The sequence below is a fragment of the Microbacterium sp. UBA7513 genome (assembly GCF_002478345.1).
GTDB lineage: Bacteria > Actinomycetota > Actinomycetes > Actinomycetales > Microbacteriaceae > Microbacterium.
Map to the genome: position 1 here is coordinate 64524 of NZ_DLNJ01000022.1, position 21929 is coordinate 86452.

At 70.5% G+C, this 21929-nt stretch carries 21 protein-coding genes; 11 read left to right on the top strand and 10 right to left on the bottom strand.

Annotated features, from left to right (window positions below):
• Positions 1–19: 19 nt before the first annotated feature.
• The 7 genes from B2W79_RS12585 to B2W79_RS12615 are packed head-to-tail and all read left to right on the top strand — an operon-like array spanning position 20 to position 6294.
• Positions 20–337 carry a PTS sugar transporter subunit IIB gene (locus B2W79_RS12585; RefSeq protein WP_292789966.1) on the top strand — a complete coding sequence of 106 codons (318 nt, stop codon included), beginning with the start codon at positions 20–22 and terminating at the stop codon, positions 335–337.
• Positions 334–615, top strand: a complete 282-nt coding sequence (locus B2W79_RS12590) for an HPr family phosphocarrier protein (protein ID WP_071329668.1) — start codon at positions 334–336, stop codon at positions 613–615. Before B2W79_RS12585 ends, B2W79_RS12590 begins: the two co-directional genes overlap by 4 nt.
• Positions 612–2297, top strand: a complete 1686-nt coding sequence (gene ptsP / locus B2W79_RS12595; protein ID WP_083391808.1) for a phosphoenolpyruvate--protein phosphotransferase — start codon at positions 612–614, stop codon at positions 2295–2297. The genes B2W79_RS12590 and ptsP overlap by 4 nt, the downstream gene beginning before the upstream one ends.
• On the top strand, positions 2294–3928 hold the full coding sequence (locus B2W79_RS12600) for a PTS mannitol transporter subunit IICB (protein ID WP_071329667.1): 1635 nt from the start codon (positions 2294–2296) through the stop codon (positions 3926–3928). The genes ptsP and B2W79_RS12600 overlap by 4 nt, the downstream gene beginning before the upstream one ends.
• Positions 3925–4359, top strand: a complete 435-nt coding sequence (locus B2W79_RS12605) for a PTS sugar transporter subunit IIA (protein ID WP_025105671.1) — start codon at positions 3925–3927, stop codon at positions 4357–4359. Before B2W79_RS12600 ends, B2W79_RS12605 begins: the two co-directional genes overlap by 4 nt.
• Positions 4356–5510: a mannitol-1-phosphate 5-dehydrogenase gene (locus B2W79_RS12610; RefSeq protein ID WP_292789972.1), complete on the top strand. Its 1155-nt coding sequence runs from the start codon at positions 4356–4358 to the stop codon at positions 5508–5510. Before B2W79_RS12605 ends, B2W79_RS12610 begins: the two co-directional genes overlap by 4 nt.
• Positions 5511–5547: 37 nt before the next feature.
• A complete protein-coding gene (locus tag B2W79_RS12615; RefSeq protein WP_292789974.1) occupies positions 5548–6294 on the top strand; it encodes an alpha/beta hydrolase in 747 nt (248 codons plus the stop codon).
• Here the strand turns inward: B2W79_RS12615 and B2W79_RS12620 are convergent.
• The 10 genes from B2W79_RS12620 to B2W79_RS12665 all read right to left on the bottom strand — a co-directional run bounded on the left by B2W79_RS12620 (position 6291) and on the right by B2W79_RS12665 (position 17764).
• Positions 6291–7160, bottom strand: coding sequence for a carbohydrate kinase family protein (locus B2W79_RS12620; protein ID WP_292789976.1), 870 nt, complete (start codon positions 7158–7160; stop codon positions 6291–6293). The genes B2W79_RS12615 and B2W79_RS12620 overlap by 4 nt on opposite strands.
• 27 nt (positions 7161–7187) lie before the next feature.
• Positions 7188–8213: a polysaccharide deacetylase family protein gene (locus tag B2W79_RS12625; RefSeq protein ID WP_292789978.1), complete on the bottom strand. Its 1026-nt coding sequence runs from the start codon at positions 8211–8213 to the stop codon at positions 7188–7190.
• A gap of 82 nt (positions 8214–8295) precedes the next feature.
• Positions 8296–9411, bottom strand: coding sequence for an adenosine deaminase (locus B2W79_RS12630; RefSeq protein WP_292789980.1), 1116 nt, complete (start codon positions 9409–9411; stop codon positions 8296–8298).
• Positions 9412–9459: 48 nt separating this feature from the next.
• Positions 9460–10752 carry a thymidine phosphorylase gene (locus tag B2W79_RS12635; RefSeq protein WP_292789982.1) on the bottom strand — a complete coding sequence of 431 codons (1293 nt, stop codon included), beginning with the start codon at positions 10750–10752 and terminating at the stop codon, positions 9460–9462.
• Positions 10749–11147, bottom strand: coding sequence for a cytidine deaminase (locus B2W79_RS12640; protein WP_025105664.1), 399 nt, complete (start codon positions 11145–11147; stop codon positions 10749–10751). Before B2W79_RS12640 ends, B2W79_RS12635 begins: the two co-directional genes overlap by 4 nt.
• A gap of 28 nt (positions 11148–11175) precedes the next feature.
• The gene (locus tag B2W79_RS12645) at positions 11176–12459 is read right to left on the bottom strand and encodes an ABC transporter permease (RefSeq protein WP_082749974.1); all 1284 of its coding nucleotides are present in this window, start codon (positions 12457–12459) and stop codon (positions 11176–11178) included.
• Positions 12459–13766: an ABC transporter permease gene (locus B2W79_RS12650; protein WP_292789986.1), complete on the bottom strand. Its 1308-nt coding sequence runs from the start codon at positions 13764–13766 to the stop codon at positions 12459–12461. The genes B2W79_RS12645 and B2W79_RS12650 overlap by 1 nt, the downstream gene beginning before the upstream one ends.
• The gene (locus B2W79_RS12655; RefSeq protein ID WP_292789988.1) at positions 13763–15277 is read right to left on the bottom strand and encodes an ABC transporter ATP-binding protein; all 1515 of its coding nucleotides are present in this window, start codon (positions 15275–15277) and stop codon (positions 13763–13765) included. Before B2W79_RS12655 ends, B2W79_RS12650 begins: the two co-directional genes overlap by 4 nt.
• A 105-nt stretch (positions 15278–15382) precedes the next feature.
• Positions 15383–16501, bottom strand: a complete 1119-nt coding sequence (locus B2W79_RS12660; RefSeq protein ID WP_071329658.1) for a BMP family lipoprotein — start codon at positions 16499–16501, stop codon at positions 15383–15385.
• A gap of 147 nt (positions 16502–16648) precedes the next feature.
• Positions 16649–17764: a mannose-1-phosphate guanylyltransferase gene (locus B2W79_RS12665; protein WP_292789991.1), complete on the bottom strand. Its 1116-nt coding sequence runs from the start codon at positions 17762–17764 to the stop codon at positions 16649–16651.
• Between the two features lie 35 nt (positions 17765–17799).
• Between B2W79_RS12665 and B2W79_RS12670 the strand changes: the two genes are divergently transcribed.
• From B2W79_RS12670 to sdhA, 4 genes are all read left to right on the top strand, one after another.
• On the top strand, positions 17800–19056 hold the full coding sequence (locus tag B2W79_RS12670; protein ID WP_292789993.1) for an FG-GAP-like repeat-containing protein: 1257 nt from the start codon (positions 17800–17802) through the stop codon (positions 19054–19056).
• Between the two features lie 151 nt (positions 19057–19207).
• Positions 19208–19642, top strand: a complete 435-nt coding sequence (gene sdhC / locus B2W79_RS12675; protein WP_082758508.1) for a succinate dehydrogenase, cytochrome b556 subunit — start codon at positions 19208–19210, stop codon at positions 19640–19642.
• The gene (locus B2W79_RS12680; RefSeq protein WP_060921490.1) at positions 19642–20082 is read left to right on the top strand and encodes a succinate dehydrogenase hydrophobic membrane anchor subunit; all 441 of its coding nucleotides are present in this window, start codon (positions 19642–19644) and stop codon (positions 20080–20082) included. Before sdhC ends, B2W79_RS12680 begins: the two co-directional genes overlap by 1 nt.
• Before the next feature lie 19 nt (positions 20083–20101).
• A complete protein-coding gene (sdhA, locus tag B2W79_RS12685) occupies positions 20102–21928 on the top strand; it encodes a succinate dehydrogenase flavoprotein subunit (RefSeq protein ID WP_071329654.1) in 1827 nt (608 codons plus the stop codon).
• Position 21929: the final 1 nt, after the last annotated feature.

Genomic DNA, 21929 nt, shown 5'->3' on the forward strand with positions numbered 1-21929 from the left:
TCTCAGGAAGGTGACATCGATGAGGATTCTCGTGGTCTGCGGCGCCGGTGCGTCGAGCACGTTCGTCGCCCAGCGCCTGCGCACCGCCGCCGCCGCGGCGGGACTGGACTGGGACGCGGACGCCGGCGTCGAGAGCACCGTCTCCCTCGGAGGGCACGACCTCGTCCTCGTGGGCCCGCACCTCCGCGAGCGCCTCGGCGCCATCCGCGTTCTGACCCGCGCGCCCGTCGCGGTCCTGCCGGACGATGTGTTCGCCGATCGCGACGGCAGCCGCACGCTTCTCCTCGCCCAGTCGACCTTCGCCGCCGCCGGCGGGGCCCCGAAAGGAACACCATGACCGCCACCCGCACCGTCCGCATCGGCTCTTCACACGGACTGCACGCCCGGCCCGCCAAGATCTTCGCGCAGGCCGCGAAGGACTCCGGCCTCGCGGTCACGATCGCCAAGGACTCCGGCAAGCCGGTCAACGCCGCGAGCATCCTCGGGGTGATCGCCCTGGCCATCGAGCACGGCGACTACGTGACGCTCACGGCCGAGGGCGACGGCGCGGAGGGGGTCCTGGACACGCTCACCGAGCTGCTGACCACCGACCACGACCAGGACGCCGCCGGATGAGCGCGCTGCGAGGGGTGGGCATCGGTCTCGGCGTCGCGCAGGGGCCGGTCGTCCGCATGACCGAGGCACTGCCCGCGCCCGAGAACACGCCGAGCACCGCGGGGGCGGAGGCCGAGCGTGCGCGGGTCCGCGAGGCCGTCGCCGTCGTCGCGCAAGAGCTGACCCAGCGCGGCGAGGCCGCCGGTGGTGCGGCGCAGGAGGTGCTCGAGGCGCAGGCGATGATCGCCGAGGACCCCACCCTGCAGGACGAGGTCGACAGCAGGATCGACGCCGGCGCCACCGCGGAGTGGGCTGTGCACGACGCCTTCGCGGGCTTCCGGGCCACACTCGAAGCCGTCGGCGGCTACCTCGGCGAGCGTGCCGCCGATCTCGACGACATCGCGCAGCGGGTGCTCGCCCGACTGCGCGGTGTGGAGGCCCCCGGCGTGCCCGACCCTGGGCACCCGTTCGTCCTCGTGGCGCGCGACCTCGCGCCCGCCGACACCGCGCTGCTGAACCTCGACCAGGTGCTCGCCCTCGTCACCACCGACGGCGGCCCGACCTCCCACACGGCGATCCTCGCCAGGGAGAAGGGCATCGTGGCTGTGGTCGGCGTCGGCGACGGGCACGCTCTGACGACCGGGGAGACCGTGATCGTCGACGCGGCCGCGGGTGTCATCACCCGCGAGCCGACCGATGACGAGCGCGCCCGCGCCGCCGAGCGCGCCGCCGCCCGCCGCGCCGCCGACGACGCCCCGCTCACACCCGGCGCGCTCGCCGACGGCACATCGGTCGCGCTGCTCGCGAACCTGGGGAAGCCGGCCGATGCCGCCGACGCGGTCGCGCGGGGCGCCGAGGGCGTCGGCCTGTTCCGGACGGAGTTCCTGTTCCTCTCCGCGTCGCAGGCGCCGACGGTCGCCCAGCAGCGGGACGCCTACCGCGAGCTCCTGGAGGCCTTCCCCGGCAAGAAGGTCGTCGTGCGGATGCTCGACGCGGGGGCCGACAAGCCGCTGGCCTTCCTCAACGACGCACACGAGGAGAACCCGGCCCTGGGATTGCGCGGCCTGCGGGCACTCCGCGCGAGCGAGGACATCCTCCGCGAGCAGCTGACCGCGCTGGCCGAGGCCGACGCCGCGACCGACGCCGACCTGTGGGTCATGGCACCCATGGTGGCCACCGTCGAGGAGACCGTGTACTTCACCGGCCTCGCCCGCGAGTACGGGCTGAAGACGGCCGGCGTCATGGTCGAGGTGCCCTCCAGCGCCCTGCTCGCCGATCGGGTGCTCGCGCACGCCGATTTCGCGTCCATCGGCACCAACGACCTCACCCAGTACACGATGGCCGCGGACCGGCTGCTCGGCTCCGTCGCGTCGTTCCAGGACCCCTGGCACCCCGCAGTGCTGCGCCTGGTGCGCGAGGTCGGCGCGGCCGGCGCCCGTCTCGGCAAGCCGGTCGGCATCTGCGGCGAGGCCGCGGCCGATCCGCTGCTCGCCGTCGTCCTCGTGGGGCTCGGCGCGACGAGCCTCTCCATGGCGCCGTCGGCCCTCGCGGACGTCCGCCAGGCGCTCGCCGCCCGGACTCGCGACGATGCCCTCCGCCTCGCGGAAGCCGCGCTCGGCGCGGACGACGCCCCCTCCGCCCGCACCGCTGCGGCGACCCTCGCCGCGGCACTCCCCCCTCATCAGAAAGAGACCACATCATGACGACGACGTCACCCGCTGCCACCGCCCCCGGTGGCCTCCGCGTGGGCGTGCAGCGTTTCGGCACGTTCCTCTCCGGCATGATCATGCCGAACATCGCGGCCTTCATCGCCTGGGGCTTCATCACGATGCTCTTCATCCCGAAGGGCTTCTTCGGGGCCGAGAGCCCGTTCGGCTGGCACTGGGCCGGCGTCGCCGAGATCATCGGCGGCGGCGGCGACTCCGCCGTCCTCGGCTGGCAGGGCGCGATGACCGCGGTCGCCGAGGGCGCGGACGGCAACATCCTGGCCTACGTGGGCCTGGTCGGCCCGATGGTCACCTACCTGCTGCCCCTCCTGATCGCGAACACGGCCGGACGCATGGTCTACGGCGAGCGCGGTGGCGTGGTCGCCACGATCGCGACCGTCGGCGTGATCGTCGGGACGAACATCCCGATGTTCCTCGGCGCCATGATCATGGGCCCGATCGCCGCGTGGATCATGAAGCAGGTCGACAAGCTGTGGGACGGCAAGATCCGCCCCGGCTTCGAGATGCTCGTCAACAACTTCTCCGCCGGCATCCTGGGCATGATCCTCGCCATCGTCGGGTTCTTCGCCTTCGGCCCGGTCATGCTCGGCATCAGCGCCGCGCTGGGGGCGGCCGTCGACTGGCTCGTCTCGCTCAACCTGCTGCCGCTCGTGTCGATCATCGTCGAGCCGGCCAAGGTGCTGTTCCTCAACAACGCCATCAACCACGGCGTGTTCACCCCGCTGGGGATCGAGCAGGCCGCCGAGACGGGGAAGTCGATCCTCTTCCTCATCGAGGCGAACCCCGGCCCCGGCCTCGGTCTGCTGCTCGCCTTCACCTTCTTCGGGGTCGGCGCGGCGAAGGCCTCCGCTCCCGGTGCCGCCATCATCCAGTTCTTCGGCGGCATCCACGAGATCTACTTCCCGTACGCGCTCAGCAAGCCGACCACGATCCTCGCGCTCATCGCGGGTGGAGCGGCCGGTGTGACCACCAACATGGTCCTCGGCGGGGGACTCGCCTTCCCGGCGGCCCCGGGCAGCATCATCGCCGTGACCGCCGCGGCCATCGGCCCCGGCGTCGCCAACCTCCTCGTCGTCTACCTGTCGGTCATCATCGCGGCGACCGTGACGTTCCTCATCACCGGCGTCATCCTGCGGGCCTCGCGCACGCGCGACCTCGCCGCCGAGGGCGACGCGTTCGGCGCGGCCATCGCGCAGACCGAGGCGAACAAGGGCAAGTCGTCCGCGGCGATGGACGCCCTGCGCACCTCGACCGCGACGCCGGCTCCGGAGACCACGCCGGCTCCCGCCACCACCGCGGTCGCGGCGGCCCCGATCGAGACCATCGTGTTCGCGTGCGACGCCGGCATGGGCTCGTCCGCCATGGGTGCCAGCGTGCTCCGCAACAAGCTGAAGAAGGCCGGCATCGAGGGCGTCACCGTCACGAACGCCGCCATCGCCAACCTCGACGGCGGCGCCGACGTGGTCATCACGCAGCAGCAGCTCACCGACCGGGCCACGGCGAAGTCGCCGGACTCCCGGCACGTGTCGGTGGACAACTTCATGAACTCGCCGAAGTACGACGAGGTCGTCGAGATGGTCAAGGAACAGCGAAAGGACGAAGAATGAGCGTTCTCACTGCCGAGCAGGTCCGCATCCACCCGGGAGGCGCGTCGCGGGACGATGCGCTCCAGGAGGCGACGGACATCCTCGTCGCCGCCGGTGCGGTGACCCCGGCGTACGTCGACGCGATGCGCCAGCGCGAGGAGACCGTGTCGACGTACATGGGCAACGGGCTGGCCATCCCGCACGGCACGAACGAGGCGAAGGACGCCATCCTCGCCTCGGCCCTCTCCGTCGTCCGCTACGACGGCGGCGTCGACTGGGACGGCGAGCAGGCGCGATTCGTGATCGGCATCGCCGGGGTCGGCGACGAGCACCTCGACATCCTGTCGCGCATCGCGATCCTCTTCTCGGAAGAGGACGACGTCGCGCGGCTGGAAGCGGCGGCGACGCCGGACGAGCTGTTCGCTCTCCTCTCGGAGGTGAACGAGGGATGAAGGCGGTCCACTTCGGGGCGGGCAACATCGGGCGCGGTTTTGTCGGCCTGCTCCTGCACGAGGGCGGTTACGAGGTCGTGTTCAGCGACGTCGCGGACGCGCTCGTGGAGGCGATCGACCGGGCGGACTCGTACACCGTGCACGAAGCCGGCCCCGGAGGGACCGACCACGTCGTCTCCGGGTTCCGTGCGGTGAACAGCCGCACGGACCCGGCCGTGGTGGCGGAGGAGGTGGCGACGGCCGACGTCGTCACGACCGCCGTCGGCCCCACCGTGCTGCGGTTCGTCGCCCCGTCGATCGTCGCCGGGCTCGCGCTGCGCTCGCCCGAGGCCGCGCCGCTGCAGGTGATGGCGTGCGAGAACGCCATCGGCGCCACCGATCAGCTGCGGCAGGAGATCGTCGCCGCGGCGGGGCCGGACGCCGACGCCCTCCTCGCGCGTGCGGTGTTCGCGAACACCGCCGTCGACCGGATCGTGCCCGCGCAGCCGGAGGGCGGCGGCATCGACGTCACGGTGGAGCCGTACTTCGAGTGGGCGATCGAGGCCCGGCCGTTCGGCGACACCCCGCCGCGCATCCCTGGCGCCCATTTCGTCGACGACCTCGCTCCGTACATCGAGCGCAAGCTCTTCACGGTGAACACCGGTCATGCCGCCACCGCGTACTTCGGGGCACGGGCGGGCATCGAGCGGATCTCGGACGCCCTCGCGGACGAGGCGATCGCCGCGCAGGTCTCCGCGGCGCTGGAGGAGACCTCTGCGGTGCTGGTCGTCGAACACGGTCTCGACCCCGCGGAGCTGGCGCAGTACCGCGCGACCATCCTCGAGCGGTTCCGCAATCCCGCGCTCGTGGACACCGTGCAGCGCGTCGGCCGGCAGCCGCTGCGGAAGATCTCCCGGCACGAGCGCTTCATCGGTCCCGCGGCGATGGCGGCCGAGCACGGACTCTCGACGAACGCCCTCGTGGCAGCCGTCGCCGCCGCGCTGGCGTTCGACGACCCCGCCGACGAGCAGTCGGTCGAGTTGCAAGCCCTGCTGCGCACCGAAGACCCCACGGGCTTCACCGTCCGCACCACGGGACTCGATCCGGAGCACCCGCTCTTCTCCGCCGTCCGCGACGCGGTGGCGCGCCGTCAGGCGGCACTCGCCGGCTGAGAGGACGCGGCGTCCGGGCGGGAGTAGCGTAGCTGCTGTGCAGCAGAAGCCCCGACGCCGCGTCCTGAGACGAGTCCTGTGGAGTGTGGCGATCGTCCTCCTCCTCGCCGTCGGCGGAATCCTCGTGTGGAGCCAGGTCGGTGTCATGGCCGCAGAGCCCGAACCGCTCGCCGCCGTCCGGGAGAATCCTGCGATCACCGTGACCGACGCCGAGGAGGGGATCGTCCTGGAGCCCGCGGACGGCGACTCCGACCGCGGACTCGTCTTCATCCCGGGAGCGAAGGTCGACCCGTGGGCCTACGCCTCGATCCTCCAGGGGCTCGCGGAGGAGGGCACCACGGTCGTCATCACCCGGCCCTGGCTCCACCTCGCCTTCTTCGATCCGCGCGGCCTCGACTCGTTCACGAGCGCCGCGCCCGACGTGGACACCTGGGCCGTGGGCGGCCACTCCCTCGGCGGCGTGCGCGCCTGCCAGCTCGCGACGGACGCCGACGCCCTCGTCCTCTTCGCCTCCTACTGCGCGACCGACCTCGCAGGCACCGACCTTCCTGTACTGAGCGTCTCCGGGAGTGAGGACGGCCTCTCCACGCCGGAGAAGATCGCGGACGCCCGGTCTGAGCTCCCCGCAGACGCCGAGTTCATCGAGATCGACGGCGCCTCCCACGCCTCCTTCGGTGACTACGGGCCCCAGTCCGGTGACGGCACCGCGACCATCGACGACGAGGAGATGCACGCCGAGGTCACCGAGGTCGTCGGCGGCTTCCTGGAGCAGGTCGCGCCCTAGGCCGCCCGCGGATCCCCGAGGATCGGGTCGAGCAGCGGATGCAAGTGCCGGGTGGGGAGAACCCCCGCGGCCGACCGCGCACCCGCCGAGAGCGCCGACGCCAGGTCCGCTCCTGCCAGCCGCGCGTCGAGGACTCCGGCCAGGAATGCGTCGCCCGCGCCGTTGGTGTCGACGACGGCGGTCGGCAGCGCGGGCACCCGCAGCTCGGCCCCGTCCTCCCCCACCGCGACCGCTCCCTCGGCGCCGAGGGTGCACACGGCGAACGCCGCTCCCCCCGCGACGACGGCGCGCAGGAACTCCACCGGGTCGGCCAGCCGATCCGCGTTGCAGAAGACGGCCGCGGCCCCCGCCAGGAACGGCCGGTGGTACGCGTCGATGCCGTCGTAGTCGTGCACGTCGACCCAGAGCGGCGTGCCACTGGCCGCCGCGAGCGGGAGCAGCCGCCGCGGCTCGGCGGCCAGATCGAGCACGACGGCGTCGGCGGCGGCCATCGCCGTGGCGTACGCGGCGTCCTCCATCCCCGTCGTCTCCCCCGGAGTGGAGAGGTACAGCGACACCCGGTCACCCTGCGGAGTCATCAGGTTGAGGTGCCGTTCCGTGGTTCCGTGCGTCCACTGCGCGACCACCCCGGCGGCCTCGAGTGTCGCACGCACCCGGAGCCCGTCCTCGTCCTCCCCGGCGACGGCATGCAGCACGACGGATCGGCCGAGCGCCGTCAGGCTCAGCGCCTTGCCCGCACTCGTGCCGCCGACCGTCTCCCAGCTCGCCTGCGCGAACTGCATGTGCGGCACGGGCTCGGGGAGCCGGTCGAGGAGGACGATGCGGTTCCAGGAGGCGGGACCGGCGAGGAAGACGGAAGCGGGCATGCTCTCATCCTCGCGCGCCACGGGTGGTCACCCGATGCGCGACACCAGGGCTTCCAACCCCATCCCGTAATCGATGCGCACGACGGGGAGGGCGAGCTTGTCCGTCCCGATCACCACGTATCCGGGGTCGATGGTCCGCGCCAGTTCGTAGCCGGCCTGCCGGACACCCTCCTTCGCGGTGTCGTCGTAGTGGCCGAACGGGTAGGCCACCACCTCGCGGACGCCGAGCACGTCCCCCGACGTGGCGAGATCGGCGGCGATCTGCGCGGGCGTCCCGTTGACCATGCGTCCCCTGCCGTCGTCGCCGGCCTGATGCATGTCGTGGGTGTGCGAGCGTCGCTGGACCCACGGCGACGGTGCGGGGTCCTGCCGATAGGCCGTGACCATGAACGAGGTGCTGAGGAGCCGGTGCGCGTCCACGACGGGCACCGCGAGGTCGAACCACGTCTGATCGGCGTCGTCGTCGGTGATGATCACGCTCCGCACCGGGAGGGAGAGCCGCCCGTCGATGAACGCGCTGAGCTCGTCCCAGGTCGGCAGATAGAAGCCGGTGCTCGCGATGTAGGCCATGTGCGCCTCGAAGTCGCCGATGTACGCGTAGTTGCCGCGGAGCCACCCGCTCTCCCCCGCCGGGTCGGCCGTGAACTGGTGGTACATCAGGATGGGCACGCGCACGTCGTCGGCCGCATTCTCCTCGGGCGTCTTCCAGGCCGCGAAGAGCTCCGTCTGCTGCTGTGCGCACGCGACGGGATCCGCGCCGTTCACGCGTGCTTCCACCGTGAAGGCGGTGGCGGCGTCGGCGCTGGTGTACCAGCCCGCGAACACCCGGCCGTCGAGCTGCGGGATGGGCAGCCCCCGGTACGGCTCGTCCTGGAACTGCAGCATCGGCGCCGTCGGCGCCCCCTCGCCCCGGAACGTGACGGCGCACGCGCGGGGATCGTCTGCGTCCGCGAGGATCTGCTGCGACGGCGTGAGCGGGGGCCCCGTGACGGTGCCCTGGGCCTTCGGGACCCGCTCCTCCGGCGCGCGATGCAGCCCCGCGAACGCCGCCACACCCCCTCCGACGACTACGACGGCGACGAGCGCGCCGACCAGGCCGGCTCGTGAACGCGACGGCCTCCCCCCGGAGCGCATGTCAGGCGTCGAAGCCCTCGGCGATCATCTCCACGAGCTCCTCCCTCTCCTCGACGGGGAGGAAGGCCGCGGCGGCGGCGTTGAACTGGAAGGCCTCGAGGTCGTCGAGGTCGTACTCGAAGGTCTGCACGAGCAGGGCCAGCTCGCGCGTGAGCGAGGTCGCGCTCATGGTGCGGTTGTCCACGTTCACGGTCACCGCGAAGCCGAGCTGGTAGAGCAGGTCGAACGGGTGATCGGCGAGCGTCTTGCCCCACGCGGCGACGGCCCCCGTCTGCAGGTTCGACGACGGGGAGAGCTCCAGCGGGATCTCCCGGTCGCGCACCCAGCGCGCGAGGTCGCCGAAGCGCACCTGCACCTCGTCGCCCTCCTGTGTGACGACCTCGAGGTCCTCCGCGATGCGGACGCCGTGTCCGAGGCGGAGCGCACGACCGTCCAGCAGGGCCGAGCGGATCGACGCGAGACCCGCGGCCTCCCCCGCGTGCACGGTCACCGGGAAGAAGTTCTCGGCGAGGTAGTCGAAGGCCGCGCGGTGGTCCGACGGCGGGAAGCCGTCCTCGGGACCGGCGATGTCGAAGCCGACGGCACCCCGTCCACGGAAGTCCACTGCGAGCTCGGCGATCTCCCGAGCGCGGTCCGTGTGTCGCATGGCAGTGAGGAGCTGCCCCACGCGGATGCTGCGACCGTCGCGGTCCGCCGCATCCTCGCCCTCCTCGATCCCCTGCTGGACGGCTTCGACGGCGTCCTCCAGGGAGAGACCACCGCTCTGGTGCTGCTCCGGCGCCCAGCGCACCTCGCCGTAGATGACCCCGTCGGCCGCGAGGTCCTGGACGAACTCGCGCGCGACACGGGTCAGCCCCTCGCGGGTCTGCATGACGGCGGTGGTGAGCTCGAAGGTCTTCAGGTACTCCACCAGCGATCCGGAGTCGCTCTTCTTCGCGAACCAGGAGCCGAGCGCCGACGAGTCGGAGGCAGGGAGGTCGAGACCGATCGCGTCAGCGAGCTCGATGATCGTGGCCGGACGCACGGCGCCGTCCAGGTGGTCGTGCAGCGACACCTTCGGCAGGCTCCGCAGCGAGACGCCCTGGATGGCGACGTCGCCGCTCGCATCGATCGACATGGGGATCCTCTCGGTCGCGGGGTGTTCGTCCAGGCTAGCGCCCGGGCCTCACGCCGTGATGCGCTCGCGGACGATCGGCCCCAGCGTCGGCGCGTCGTCGCCGAGCTCCCAGGCCCCTTCGAGGGCCTCGATGGCTCGGGGGAAGCGCGCCTCATCCGCCGCCGACAGGGTGAACAGCGGCTGCCCGGCGGACACCCGGTCACCGGGCTTCGCGTGCAGGTCGATGCCTGCCTCGAAGATCACCGGGTCCTCGGCCCGCGCACGGCCCGCGCCGAGACGCCAGGCGGCGATCCCGAAGGGGAGCGCGTCCATCCGGGTGACGATGCCGTCCGCAGGAGCTGTGACGACGTGCGTCTCCCGCGCGACCGGGAGGGCCGCATCGGGGTCGCCGTCCTGGGCGCGGATCATCGCCTTCCAGGTGTCCATGGCGCGGCCGTCGTCCAGCGCCGCCTCCACGTCCGCATCGGGCTGGCCGGCCAGGGCGAGCATCTCCCTGGCGAGCGCGACGGTCAGCTCCCGCACGTCGGCGGGTCCTCCGCCGGCGAGGATCTCGACCGACTCGCGGACCTCGTTCGCGTTGCCGATCGCGCGGCCGAGAGGGACGTTCATGTCGGTCAGAAGTGCCGTGGTGGCGACGCCGGAGTCGGTGCCGAGCGCGACCATCGTGCGGGCGAGCTCGCGGGCGCGGTCGATGTCCTGCATGAACGCGCCGGAGCCGAACTTCACGTCCAGGACGAGGGCGTCGGTCCCCTCGGCGATCTTCTTCGACATGATGCTGGAGGCGATCAGCGGGATCGCCTCCACAGTGCCGGTCACGTCACGGAGCGCGTAGAGCTTCTTGTCGGCGGGAGCGAGACCGGAGCCCGCGGCGCAGATCACGGCCCCGACGTCGCCCTGCATCTGCGCGAACATCTCCTCGTTGCTGAGCGCCGCGCGCCAGCCGGGGATCGATTCCAGCTTGTCGAGCGTGCCCCCGGTGTGGCCGAGGCCGCGGCCGCTGAGCTGCGGGACCGCCACGCCGAACGAGGCGACCAGCGGGGCCAGGGGCAGGGTGATCTTGTCGCCGACGCCACCGGTGGAGTGCTTGTCCACCGTCTTCTTGCCGAGGGTCGCGAAGCTCATCCGCTCACCGGACGCGATCATCGCATCGGTGAGCACGCGGATCTCGTCGCGCTCCATGCCGCGCTGGAAGATCGCCATCGCGAAGGACGCCATCTGCGCGTCGGACACGTAGCCGCGCGTGTAGGCGTCCACCATCCAGCGCAGCGCCGGCTCGGGGACGACGCCCCCGTCGCGCTTCGCACGGATCACATCGACCGCGTCGAACGGCTCCACGGTCATCGTGCTTCCTCCAGGTCGCGCGGCCCGAACGCGTCGGGCAGCACCTCGTCGATCGTGCGGATGCCGGAGACGGTCTCCAGCAGCATGCCGGGTACGGCGTGCTCGAACAGCAGCTGCCGGCACCGGCCGCAGGGCATGATCGTCTCGCCGTCGTTGTTCACGCACACGAAGGCGACGAGCTGCCCGCCGCCGGACATGAACAGGTCTCCCACGAGCGCGCACTCCGCGCACAGCGTGACGCCGTAGGAGGCGTTCTCGACGTTGCAACCGGCGACGATCCGCCCGTCACTGACGAGAGCTGCCGCCCCCACGCGGTAGCGCGAGTACGGCGCGTAGGCCTTGGTCATGGCTTCCGCGGCGACCTGGCGCAGCTCGTCCCAGTCGATGTCCGTCATGGTGGTGGTTCCTTCTTCCCTGCGTGTTCTACGACTTGATGTACGGCTTGCCGCTGGCGGCAGGGCCCCGGATCTGTCCGGCGAACCCGGCGACCGCGAGCAGCGTGACCACGTACGGGAGCATGAGCATGAACTCGCCGGGGATCGGCGTCTTCAGGATCGAGAGCAGGTTCTGCAGGTTCGTCGCGAACCCGAAGAGCAGGGCGGCGAGTGTCGCGCGGATCGGGTCCCAGCGTCCGAAGATCACCGCGGCGAGGGCGATGAAGCCGAGTCCGGCCGTCATCTCCTTGCCGAACTGCGGGACCGAGACGAGGGTGAAGTACGCGCCGCCGATGCCGGCGATCGCGCCCGCCAGCAGCACGTTCCAGAACCGCGTCGGGTTGACCCGAATGCCGACCGTGTCGGCCGCCTGCGGGTGCTCGCCCACCGCGCGGAGGCGCAGGCCCCACTTGGTGCGGTACAGGCCCCACGCGACGACGGCCACGGTGATGAACATGAGGTACACGATGAAGGTCTGGTTGAAGAGCACCGGACCGATGATCGGGATGTCGCTCAGCACCGGGATCTCGATGCGCGAGAAGCGGACCGGGGTGTTCAGCTCGGCCTCGTTCGGGGCGAGGAGCGCGCCGTAGAGGAATCCGGTGAGGCCGGTGACGAGGACGTTGAGCACGACACCGACGATGACCTGCTCGACGAGGTACTTGATCGCGAACGCCGCCAGCACGCTCGCGACGAGCACGCCACCGATCATGGCGCCGATGAGGCCCACGAAGGCGTTGCCCGTGATGCTGGACAGCAGCGCCGCCGAGAACGCGCCGAGGAGCAGCTGCCCCTCGATGGCCACGTTGACGACACCGGCCCGCTCGCCGATGACACCGCCGAGCGCGCCGAACACCAGCGGCACCGAGAGCGACACGGCGCCGAACAGGAGACTCGTGACGGGGACGAGGCCCCCGGCCGCGGCCCAGACGAGGAACGCGAAGACCGCGAGCACGCCATAGGCGACGATGAGCCAGATCGATGGCGCACGGTACGTCCAGGCCCGGAGGAAGGCCCCGACCGTGAGGACGACGAGCACGGCGAAGACCACCCAGAACGTCGGCGCGGTGGGCAGCTCCACGTCGGGGAGCTCGAAGGCCGACGTGCGGTCGCCGAGGCGGAACGTGCTGATACCGCTGCGCGGCACGGCGAGGAAGAGCACTGCCAGCAGCGCGGTGACGACTGCGAGGCTGATCGGCGCCTTGAGGTGGCGCTCCCGGACGGTGGCGAGCTGCACCGTGCCGTCGGCGGCTTCGGTCTGCACGAGCGACATCATGCCGTCACCGCCTTCTTCGCGGCCTTGGCTCTCGCCTTGGCCGCCTTCTCTGCGTCGGACTTGGGGAGGAAGAACACCGTGCGCAGCAGCGGCGGCGCGGCGATGAACAGCACGACGAGCGACTGCACGACGAGCACGATGTCGACGGGGATGTCCTGCGCCTGCATCGAGAACGAGCCCGCCTTGAGGGCACCGAACAGGATTCCGGCCGCGAACGTCCCCCACGCGCGGCTGCGTCCGAGGAGGGCGACCGTGATGGCGTCGAAGCCGATGCCGGCGTCGATGGTCTCGGTGACCCCGGTGGTGACGGCGCCCTGGAGCTGGTTCATCCCGGCGAGGCCGGCGAGGGCACCCGCGAAGAGCATCGCGTAGACGTAGACGCGCTTGACGCTGATGCCCGCGGCGCGCGCGGCGTGCGGGTTCTCCCCCACCGCGCGCATGCGCATGCCCAGCGAGGAGCGCTCGATGAGCCACCACACGAACACCGTCGCGATGACCACGATGACGAAGCCGAGGTCGAGGAGCGGGAACTGCGGGCCGAGCAGGGTCGGGAACTGCGCGCTCTCCGGCGTTGCCGAGCCCAGCGCCTGGTTGGTCCCCGGCTTCTGCAGGAGCCCGGGCGTGCGGATCATCCACAGCAGCAGGTAGTACGCGATGTAGTTGAGCATGATCGTGAGGATCACCTCGTGCGCGCCCGTGCGTGCCTTGATGAGACCGGCGATACCGCCCCAGAGCGCCCCGCCGGCGATACCGGCCAGCAGGGTGACAGGCAGGTGGAACCAGATCGGCAGGTCGAGGTTGAACGTCAGCAGGGCCGCGACCGCGACGCCGACGAGCATCTGACCGCGGGCACCGATGTTGAACAGGCCGACGCGGAAGGCGAGGGCGACGCCCAGGCCGGCGGCGATCAGCGGAGCCGCGAAGCCCAGCGTGTTCGTCAGCGGGCGGATCTGCGCGGCGAAGTCTGCGCCACGGGCGTTGAAGATCGCTCCGCGGAACAGCGCCTCGTAGCCGTTGTAGACCGCGTTCCAGGCCGCGACGAACGTGTCGCTCGGCTTGGCGAAGAAGTAGCCGGAGGCCTTCTGCACGTCTTCGTTGGTGAAGGCGATGAGGATGCCGCCGACGATGAGCGCGAGGACGATCGCCAGGATCGTCGTGACCGCGCTGCCGCGGAGGATCTCCTTGAGCACGACGTTCCCGCGCGGGGCCGGGGGCACCTCGTCCGCGAGGCCCGTGCTGGGCGGGAGCTGCTCGGGGGGCAGGCCCTTCGTGACGTCTCCTGCACCGGGTGTCGCGCCGCTCACGCGGTCACCTCCGCATCGGCCGCTCCGGCCATCATGAGTCCGAGTGTCTCCCGGGGCGTGTCACCGGGGACGATGCCGACGATGGTGCCGCGGTACATGACCGCGATCCGGTCGGCGAGGGCGGCGACCTCGTCGAGCTCGGTCGAGACGACGATCACGGGGACGCCCGCGTCGCGCGTCTCGATGATGCGCTTGTGGATGAACTCGATCGAGCCCACGTCGACACCGCGGGTCGGCTGCGCCGCCACGAAGAGCCGCAGCTCCCGGCTCATCTCGCGCGCGATCACGACCTTCTGCTGGTTGCCTCCGGAGAGGGTGCCCGCGGGGGTGTACGGGCCCTGCGTGCGGATGTCGTACTCCGCGATGCGCTCCTTGGCGAAGTCCTCCAGGGCGCCGCGGCGCAGCGTCCCGGCCCGGCTGAAGGCGGGATCGTCTGAGCGGTCGAGGATGAGGTTCTCGGCGACCGAGAATCCGGCGACGAGGCCGTCCTCGGTACGGTCCTCCGGCACGAACCCGACACCCGCGTCGAGGATGCCGCGGACGCTCTTGCCCACGAGCTCGATGCCGTCGAGGATGATGTTCCCCTCGACGCGCGCGGCGAGGCCGACGATGGCCTCGACGAGCTCGGTCTGGCCGTTGCCCTGCACACCGGCGACGGCCAGGACCTCGCCCGGTCGCACGGTGAAGTCGACGTCGTCGACGACGATGGCTCCGGTGGAGGTGAGCACCCGGAGGTTGCGGACCTCCAGACCACCTTCGCCGAGGCGCGGCGCCTCCTTGTGCACGGTCAGCTCGACCGCGCGGCCGACCATGAGCGAGGCCAGCTCGGCGTTGGTGGCGGTCGGCGAGGCCTCCCCCACGACTCGTCCGAGCCGGACGATCGTGATGCGGTCGGCGACCTCGCGCACCTCGCGCAGCTTGTGCGTGATGAAGACGATCGCGGTGCCCTCGTCCCGGAGCTGCCGCATGATGGCCATGAGTTCGTCGGTCTCCTGCGGCGTCAGCACCGCGGTGGGCTCGTCGAAGACGAGGACCCGGGCGTCGCGGGACAGCGCCTTGATGATCTCGACGCGCTGCTGCACGCCCACCGGCAGGTCGCCGACGACGGCGTCCGGATCGATGTCGAACCCGAACCGCGCGGCGACCGTGCGCACGTGCTCGCGTGCCTTCGCGATGTCCAGCGTGCCGAAGCCCTTGGTCTGCTCGTGACCGAGCATGACGTTCTCGGCCACCGTGAACACCGGCACGAGCATGAAGTGCTGGTGCACCATGCCGATGCCGGCGGCCATCGCGTCGCCGGGGCCGCGGAAGTGCTGCACGGCGTCGTCGAGGAGGATCTCGCCCTCGTCGGCCTGATACAGGCCGTAGAGCACGTTCATCAGCGTCGACTTGCCTGCGCCGTTCTCGCCGAGGAGAGCGTGGATCTGACCGGGTTCGACCACGAGATCGATGTGGTCGTTCGCCACGAGGCTGCCGAATCGCTTGGTGATGCCGCGAAGTTCGAGCTTCATATCTGCACCTTATCCAGAAGAGTCACCGAGGAGAATCGTCGCCGCCCACAGTGCGGGGCGAGTGGCAGCCTGCGCCACTCGCCCCGTGCTGGGTACGGCTCCGACTCAGCGGGTGGGAGAGTTCTCGGACTCCACCGTGATGTCACCGGAGATGATCTGCTCCTGCAGGGCGGACAGCTCGTCCATGAGGCCCTCGGGCAGGTCCGCCTCGAAGTCGCCGAAGCCGGAGAGCTTCACGCCCTCGTTCTCGAGCGTGCCGATGTAGGGCTCCGGGTCGAACTCGCCGGCGGCGGCCGCGAGCGTCGCGTCGCGGACGGCCACGTCGATGGCCTTCATGATCGAGACGAGCGTGATGTCGGCGACGCTGGGGTCGGCGACGGCGAGGTCGCTGTCGACACCGAGCATCAGCGTGTCCTTGCCGCTGTCGTTGATCGCCGCCGCGGCGCTCTGGTACACCGGGCCGCCGACGGGGAGGATGACGTCGACACCCTGGTCGAGCACGCCCTGGGCGGTCTGCTTGGCCGTGTCGTTGGCGTCGAAGCCGCCCGTGAAGGAGCCCTTCTGGGTCGCGGCGTCCCAACCGAAGACCTGGACGTCGGCCGACTTGTCCTCGTTGTACTTCTCGACACCGAGCTGGTAGCCGTCCATGAAGACGGCGACCGACGGGATCTGCATGCCGCCGAAGGTGCCGACCTTGTTCACGCCGGCCTCTGCGGACCAGGCGGCCGCCGCGTAGCCGCCGAGGTAGGCGGCCTGGGCGGTGTCGAAGACGAGGGGCTTGATGTTCGGCGCGTCGGTAGTGCCGTCGAAGTCGTTGTCGGCCCAGTCGTCGATGATCGCGTAGTCGATCTCGGGGTTCGCGAGCGCGGACTCGACCGTGGCGGCGGACAGCTTGAAGCCGACCGAGACGATGAGCGAGCAGCCCTCGGAGACGGCGGTCTCGAGGTTCGGCGCGTAGTCGTTGTCGTTGGCGGACTCGAACTCCAGCGGCTTGATGCCGAGCTCGTCGGCGGCGCTGTCCATGCCCTCCTTGGCCGACTGGTTGAACGACTTGTCGTTCCAGCCGCCCGCGTCGGAGATGAGGCAGGGCTTGAAGTCGGAGTCGACGGGAGCGGATCCGCCCTCGGACTCGTCGGTCGGCGCCTGACCGCAGCCGGCAAGAGCGAAGACGACACCGGCGGCGACCGTCGCGCCGAGCAGCTTCTTGGTGGTGGAGATGGTCACGGATGCCTCCCTCAACGAACCCGCGGCCATCGCGGATCGATCAAAGTTACCTAGTGTTTCGACGTTCGTGCACGTCGGCCCCGGGCGGCCGGGCCAATGGTTACAAAGCTGAAATCAACCCTGCCGATGAGCACGAGGCGGTGCTCATCAGAGCACATCGCCCTGTCCGTTGAGTTTCAGCGACTCCACCACGCCCTTGACCCGCTGCGCGTTCTCGACCGTCGTGACCAGGAGCGCGTCGGGGGTGTCGACCACGACGATGTCCTGAACGCCGACGAGGCTGATGACACGGGTGGTCTGGCTCACGAGGATGCCGCTGGCCGCATCGCTGAGCACCCGGGCGCGGGGTCCGAGGACGGCGAGGTCGTTCTTGCGGCCGTTCGTGATGAGCTTCGTCAGCGACGCGAAGTCCCCCACGTCGTCCCAGTCGAAGTGCCCGGGGACGACCGCGAGGCGTCCGCGCCGTGCCGCCGGCTCCGCGACGGCGTAGTCGATCGCGATCTTCTTCAGCCGCGGCCAGATGCGGTCGACGGCGGGCCCGCGGAGCTCCCGGTCGTCCCAGGCCTCGGCGAGCTCGAGCAGGCCGGCGTGCAGCGCGGGCTCATTGGCGGCGAGCTCGTCCAGCAGGACGCTCGCCTTCGCGATGAACATGCCCGCGTTCCACAGGTACGTGCGCTCGGCGAGGTAGGCCCTGGCCGTCTCCAGATCCGGCTTCTCCACGAAGCTCTCGACGAGGGCCGCCTCACGGGCGCGCTCCACGACCAGCTCCGGACCCTTCTTGATGTAGCCGAAGCCGACCGCCGGCTCCGTGGGCGCGATGCCGATCGTGCAGATGTACCCCTCCCTCGCGACCTCGACCGCGTCGCGGACGGCGAACTCGAAGACCCGTGTGCCCCGGATGACGTGATCGGCACTGAACGAGCCGATGATCACGTCCGGGTTGCGCCGGTGCAGCACGGCCGCCGCCAGCCCGATCGCCGCCGCGGATTCGCGGGGCTCCGACTCCAGGAAGACGTTGAGGTCGGCGATACCGGGCAGCTCCGCCTCCACAGCCGCACGGTGGGCGCGACCGGTGACCACCGCGATCCGGTCCGGTCCGGCGAGCGGCTCCAGGCGGTCCCACGTATCGCGCAGCAGCGAATGGCCGGACCCGGTGAGGTCGTGCAGGAACTTCGGGGCGTCCGCCCGGGACAGCGGCCACAGCCGACTGCCGATGCCGCCGGCAGGGATGACCGCGTAGAAGTCTTCGATCGGCTCGCTCATGCAGGCCAGCGTACCGGCGGCGCTATCGTCGACCCATGAGCCGGTCCCGCAGACCCCCGATCGCCCACGTCCGCCGCCTCGCCGCCGCCGTCGTCGCCGGCGTCCTGGCCGTCCTCGTCCTCACTCCCGCCGTCGCCTCCGCGGCCGGCGGACCCGCAGGTGACGTGTTCGCGCGGACGAACGCCCAGCGGACCGCTGCCGGGCTGCCCGCACTGGTGTCCGATCCCGGCCTCGATGCTGCCGCCGCGGAGTGGGCGCGTCAGCTGGCGTCGTCGTGCACCTTCGAGCACAGCTCCTCCGCCTGGCGCAGCGCCCGCGTCGCCGCCTTCGGCTGGACGGCGAGCGGGGAGAACATCGCGGCCGGACAGCCGGACGCCGCCGCGGTCGTCTCGAGCTGGATGGCGTCGCCCGGTCACAAGGCCAACATCCTCGACCGCCGCTACACCGGACTGGGAGTCGGCTACGCCACCGGCTCCTGCTACCGCACCTACTGGGTGCAGATCTTCGGCGTCGGCTCGCCGGTGAAGACCCTGCCCGGAGGTGCCGGCGATCTCAACGGCGATCGGTCGGCCGATGTGCTGGCTCGGACCACCTCCGGAGACCTCCGCCTCTATCCCGGCACCGGGACCGGACGATTTGGAACGGCGACCACCGTCCTCCCCGCCTGGGGCGATCGCACCTTCACCCCCCTCGGCGACTTCACGGGGGATCGCATCCCCGACATCGCCCGCGTGGAGGCGGACGGCCGACTGTCGCTCTTCTCCGGCAACGGACGCGGCGGGTTCGCCGCTCCGGTCGCGATCGGTACCGGGTGGTCGCGGTTCAGCCAGCTCATCGGCGGCATGGACTTCGACGGCGACCGCCTCGCGGACGTGATCGCCCGCACGCCGTCCGGGGAGCTTCTCCTCTACCGGGGGAACGGCCGCGGCGGGTGGCTCTCCGGCGGCGCGCGCATCGGCTCCGGATGGCAGAACTTCACGGCGGTCTTCAGCCCCGGCGACTTCACCGGCGACTCCCGCAGCGACCTCATCGGCCGCCGCGCAGACGGCACGCTCTGGCTCTACGCCACCACGGGCAAGGGCACCTGGGCCGCCGGGCGACAGATCGGGAAGGGATGGGGATCGTTCACGGCCCTGGCCGGAGCCGGCGACTTCGACGGCAACGGCACCCAGGACGTCCTCGCCAGGAACGCCTCGGGCGCGCTCCTGCTGTACGGAGGCACCGGGCGGGGCGGATTCCTCCCGGCGCGGTCGGTGGGGAGCGGATGGAACGGCATCGCGCAGCTCGGCTGACCACGCGCCGGGCTTAGGGTTGCCTTCGTCGCCCGGGGCGTCCGCGCGGGAATAGGATGGACACCGATCGGGCGTGCCTGACCCTCCTCCAGGCCAGATGTGGACGAAGCAGCGCACGCGACCGAAACACATCGATCCAGGGAGGACGACCGTGTCCACAAGCGCTCGCTTGACACCGTCGATTTCGGAAACCACGTCCAAGACCCCCCGCGGCACCCTCTACCGGGGTCGCGAAGGCATGTGGTCGTGGGTGCTTCACCGCATCACCGGAGTCGCCATCTTCTTCTTCCTGTTGGTGCACGTGCTCGACACGGCGCTGATCAGGGTGTCGCCGGAGGCGTACGACGCGGTCATCGGCACATACAAGAACCCGGTCATGGCGATCGGCGAGGTCGTGCTCGTGGCGGGCATCGTGTTCCACGCCATGAACGGCCTGCGCATCATCGCCGTCGACTTCTGGTCGAAGGGCGCCAAGTACCAGCGCCAGCTCTTCTGGGGCGTGCTGCTCGTGTGGGGCATCATCATGGCCGGCTTCGTGCCGCGCCACCTGATGCTCGCGTTCGCCGGCTTCGGAGGAGGACACTGATGACCGCCCAGACCGTCGCCGCCCCCGCCCGTCGCCAGCGCGGGATCAACCTCGAGAAGTGGGGCTGGGTCTTCATGCGCGTCTCGGGCGTCGTGCTCGTCGTGCTGATCTTCGGCCACCTCTTCGTCAACCTCATGGTCGGCGAAGGCATCCACGCCCTCGACTTCGCCTTCATCGCCGGCAAGTTCGCCACGCCGTTCTGGCAGTGGTGGGACGTGCTGATGCTCTGGCTCGCGCTCATCCACGGTGCCAACGGCATGCGGACGATCGTGAACGACTACGTGACCAACCCGACCGCGCGCAAGGCGCTCGTCTGGGCCCTCGGCCTGGCCGCGGGCCTGCTCATCCTCCTCGGCACCCTGGTCGTCTTCACGTTCGACCCGTGCCTGGGTGTGACCGAGTCGAGCACGCTGTGGGAGACCTGCCAGGCGCAGGGCTAGAAGAAGAGGCAAACGAGAAGTGACTACCCAGACGCAGGATTCCGTCGTCCGTGACGGCGTGCACTACCACCAGTTCGACATCGTCATCGTGGGCGCCGGCGGCGCCGGGATGCGGGCAGCCATCGAGGCCGGCCCCGGCGCGAGGACGGCCGTGATCTCCAAGCTGTACCCGACGCGCTCGCACACCGGTGCCGCGCAGGGCGGTATGGCGGCGGCCCTCGCGAACGTCGAGGAGGACTCCTGGGAGTGGCACACCTTCGACACCGTGAAGGGCGGCGACTACCTCGTCGACCAGGACGCGGCGGAGATCCTCGCGAAGGAGGCCATCGACGCGGTCATCGACCTCGAGAACATGGGTCTCCCCTTCAACCGCACCCCCGAGGGCAAGATCGACCAGCGTCGCTTCGGCGGGCACACGGCCGAGCACGGCAAGACCCCGGTCCGACGCGCCTGCTACGCCGCCGACCGCACCGGTCACATGATCCTGCAGACGCTGTTCCAGAACTGCGTCAAGCTCGGCATCAACTTCTTCAACGAGTTCTACGTGCTCGACCTCATCACCGTGAAGGACGCGGCGGGCGCGACGCAGATCGCCGGCGTGGTGGCGTACGACCTCGCCACGGGCGAGCTGCACGTCTTCCAGTCCAAGGCCGTGATCTTCGCGACCGGCGGTTTCGGCAAGATCTTCAAGACCACCTCCAACGCGCACACCCTCACGGGCGACGGCGTCGGCATCGTGTGGCGCAAGGGCCTCCCCCTCGAGGACCTCGAGTTCTTCCAGTTCCACCCGACCGGTCTCGCCGGCCTCGGCATCCTCCTCACCGAGGGCGCCCGCGGTGAGGGTGCGATCCTGCGCAACGCCTCGGGTGAGCGCTTCATGGAGCGATACGCCCCCACCATCAAGGACCTGGCGCCTCGTGACATCGTCGCGCGCTGCATGGTCCAGGAGGTCGCGGAGGGCCGCGGCGCCGGTCCTCACAAGGACTACGTGCTCCTGGACTGCACGCACCTGGGCGCCGAGGTGCTGGAGACCAAGCTCCCCGACATCACGGAGTTCGCCCGCACGTATCTGGGCGTCGACCCGGTCGTCGAGCCGGTCCCCGTGATGCCGACCGCGCACTACGCCATGGGCGGCATCCCCACGAACAACAACGGCGAGGTACTCGCGGACAACGACACCGTCGTCCCGGGCCTCTACGCCGCCGGCGAGTGCGCCTGTGTCTCGGTGCACGGCGCCAACCGTCTCGGCACGAACTCGCTGCTCGACATCAACGTGTTCGGCAAGAGGAGCGGCCGCAACGCCGTCGAGTACGTCAAGACGGCCGAGTTCGTCCCGCTGCCGGAGAACCCCGCCGCCTTCGTCTCCGACATGCTCGAGGGCCTGCGCAACAACCAGGGCACCGAGCGGATCGCGGTCCTCCGCAAGACGCTGCAGGACGAGATGGACAAGGGCGCGCAGGTGTTCCGCACGCACGAGTCTCTGCAGCATGTCCTCGGTGTGATCGCGGAGCTCCGCGAGCGCTACAAGAACGTGCACGTCGACGACAAGGGCCACCGGTTCAACACCGACCTGCTCGAGGCCGTCGAACTGGGCTTCCTGCTCGACATCGCCGAGGTCGTCGTCTACGCCGCGCAGAACCGCGAGGAGAGCCGCGGCGGACACATGCGCGACGACTTCCCGAAGCGTGACGACGAGAACTACATGAAGCACACCATGGCGTACCTCACGGGCGACCCGCACTCCTCCGACCCGAGCGACCACATCAAGCTCGACTGGAAGCCGGTCGTCTTCACCAAGAACGACAAGGGCGAGTTGAACTACCCGCCGATGGAGAGGAAGTACTGAG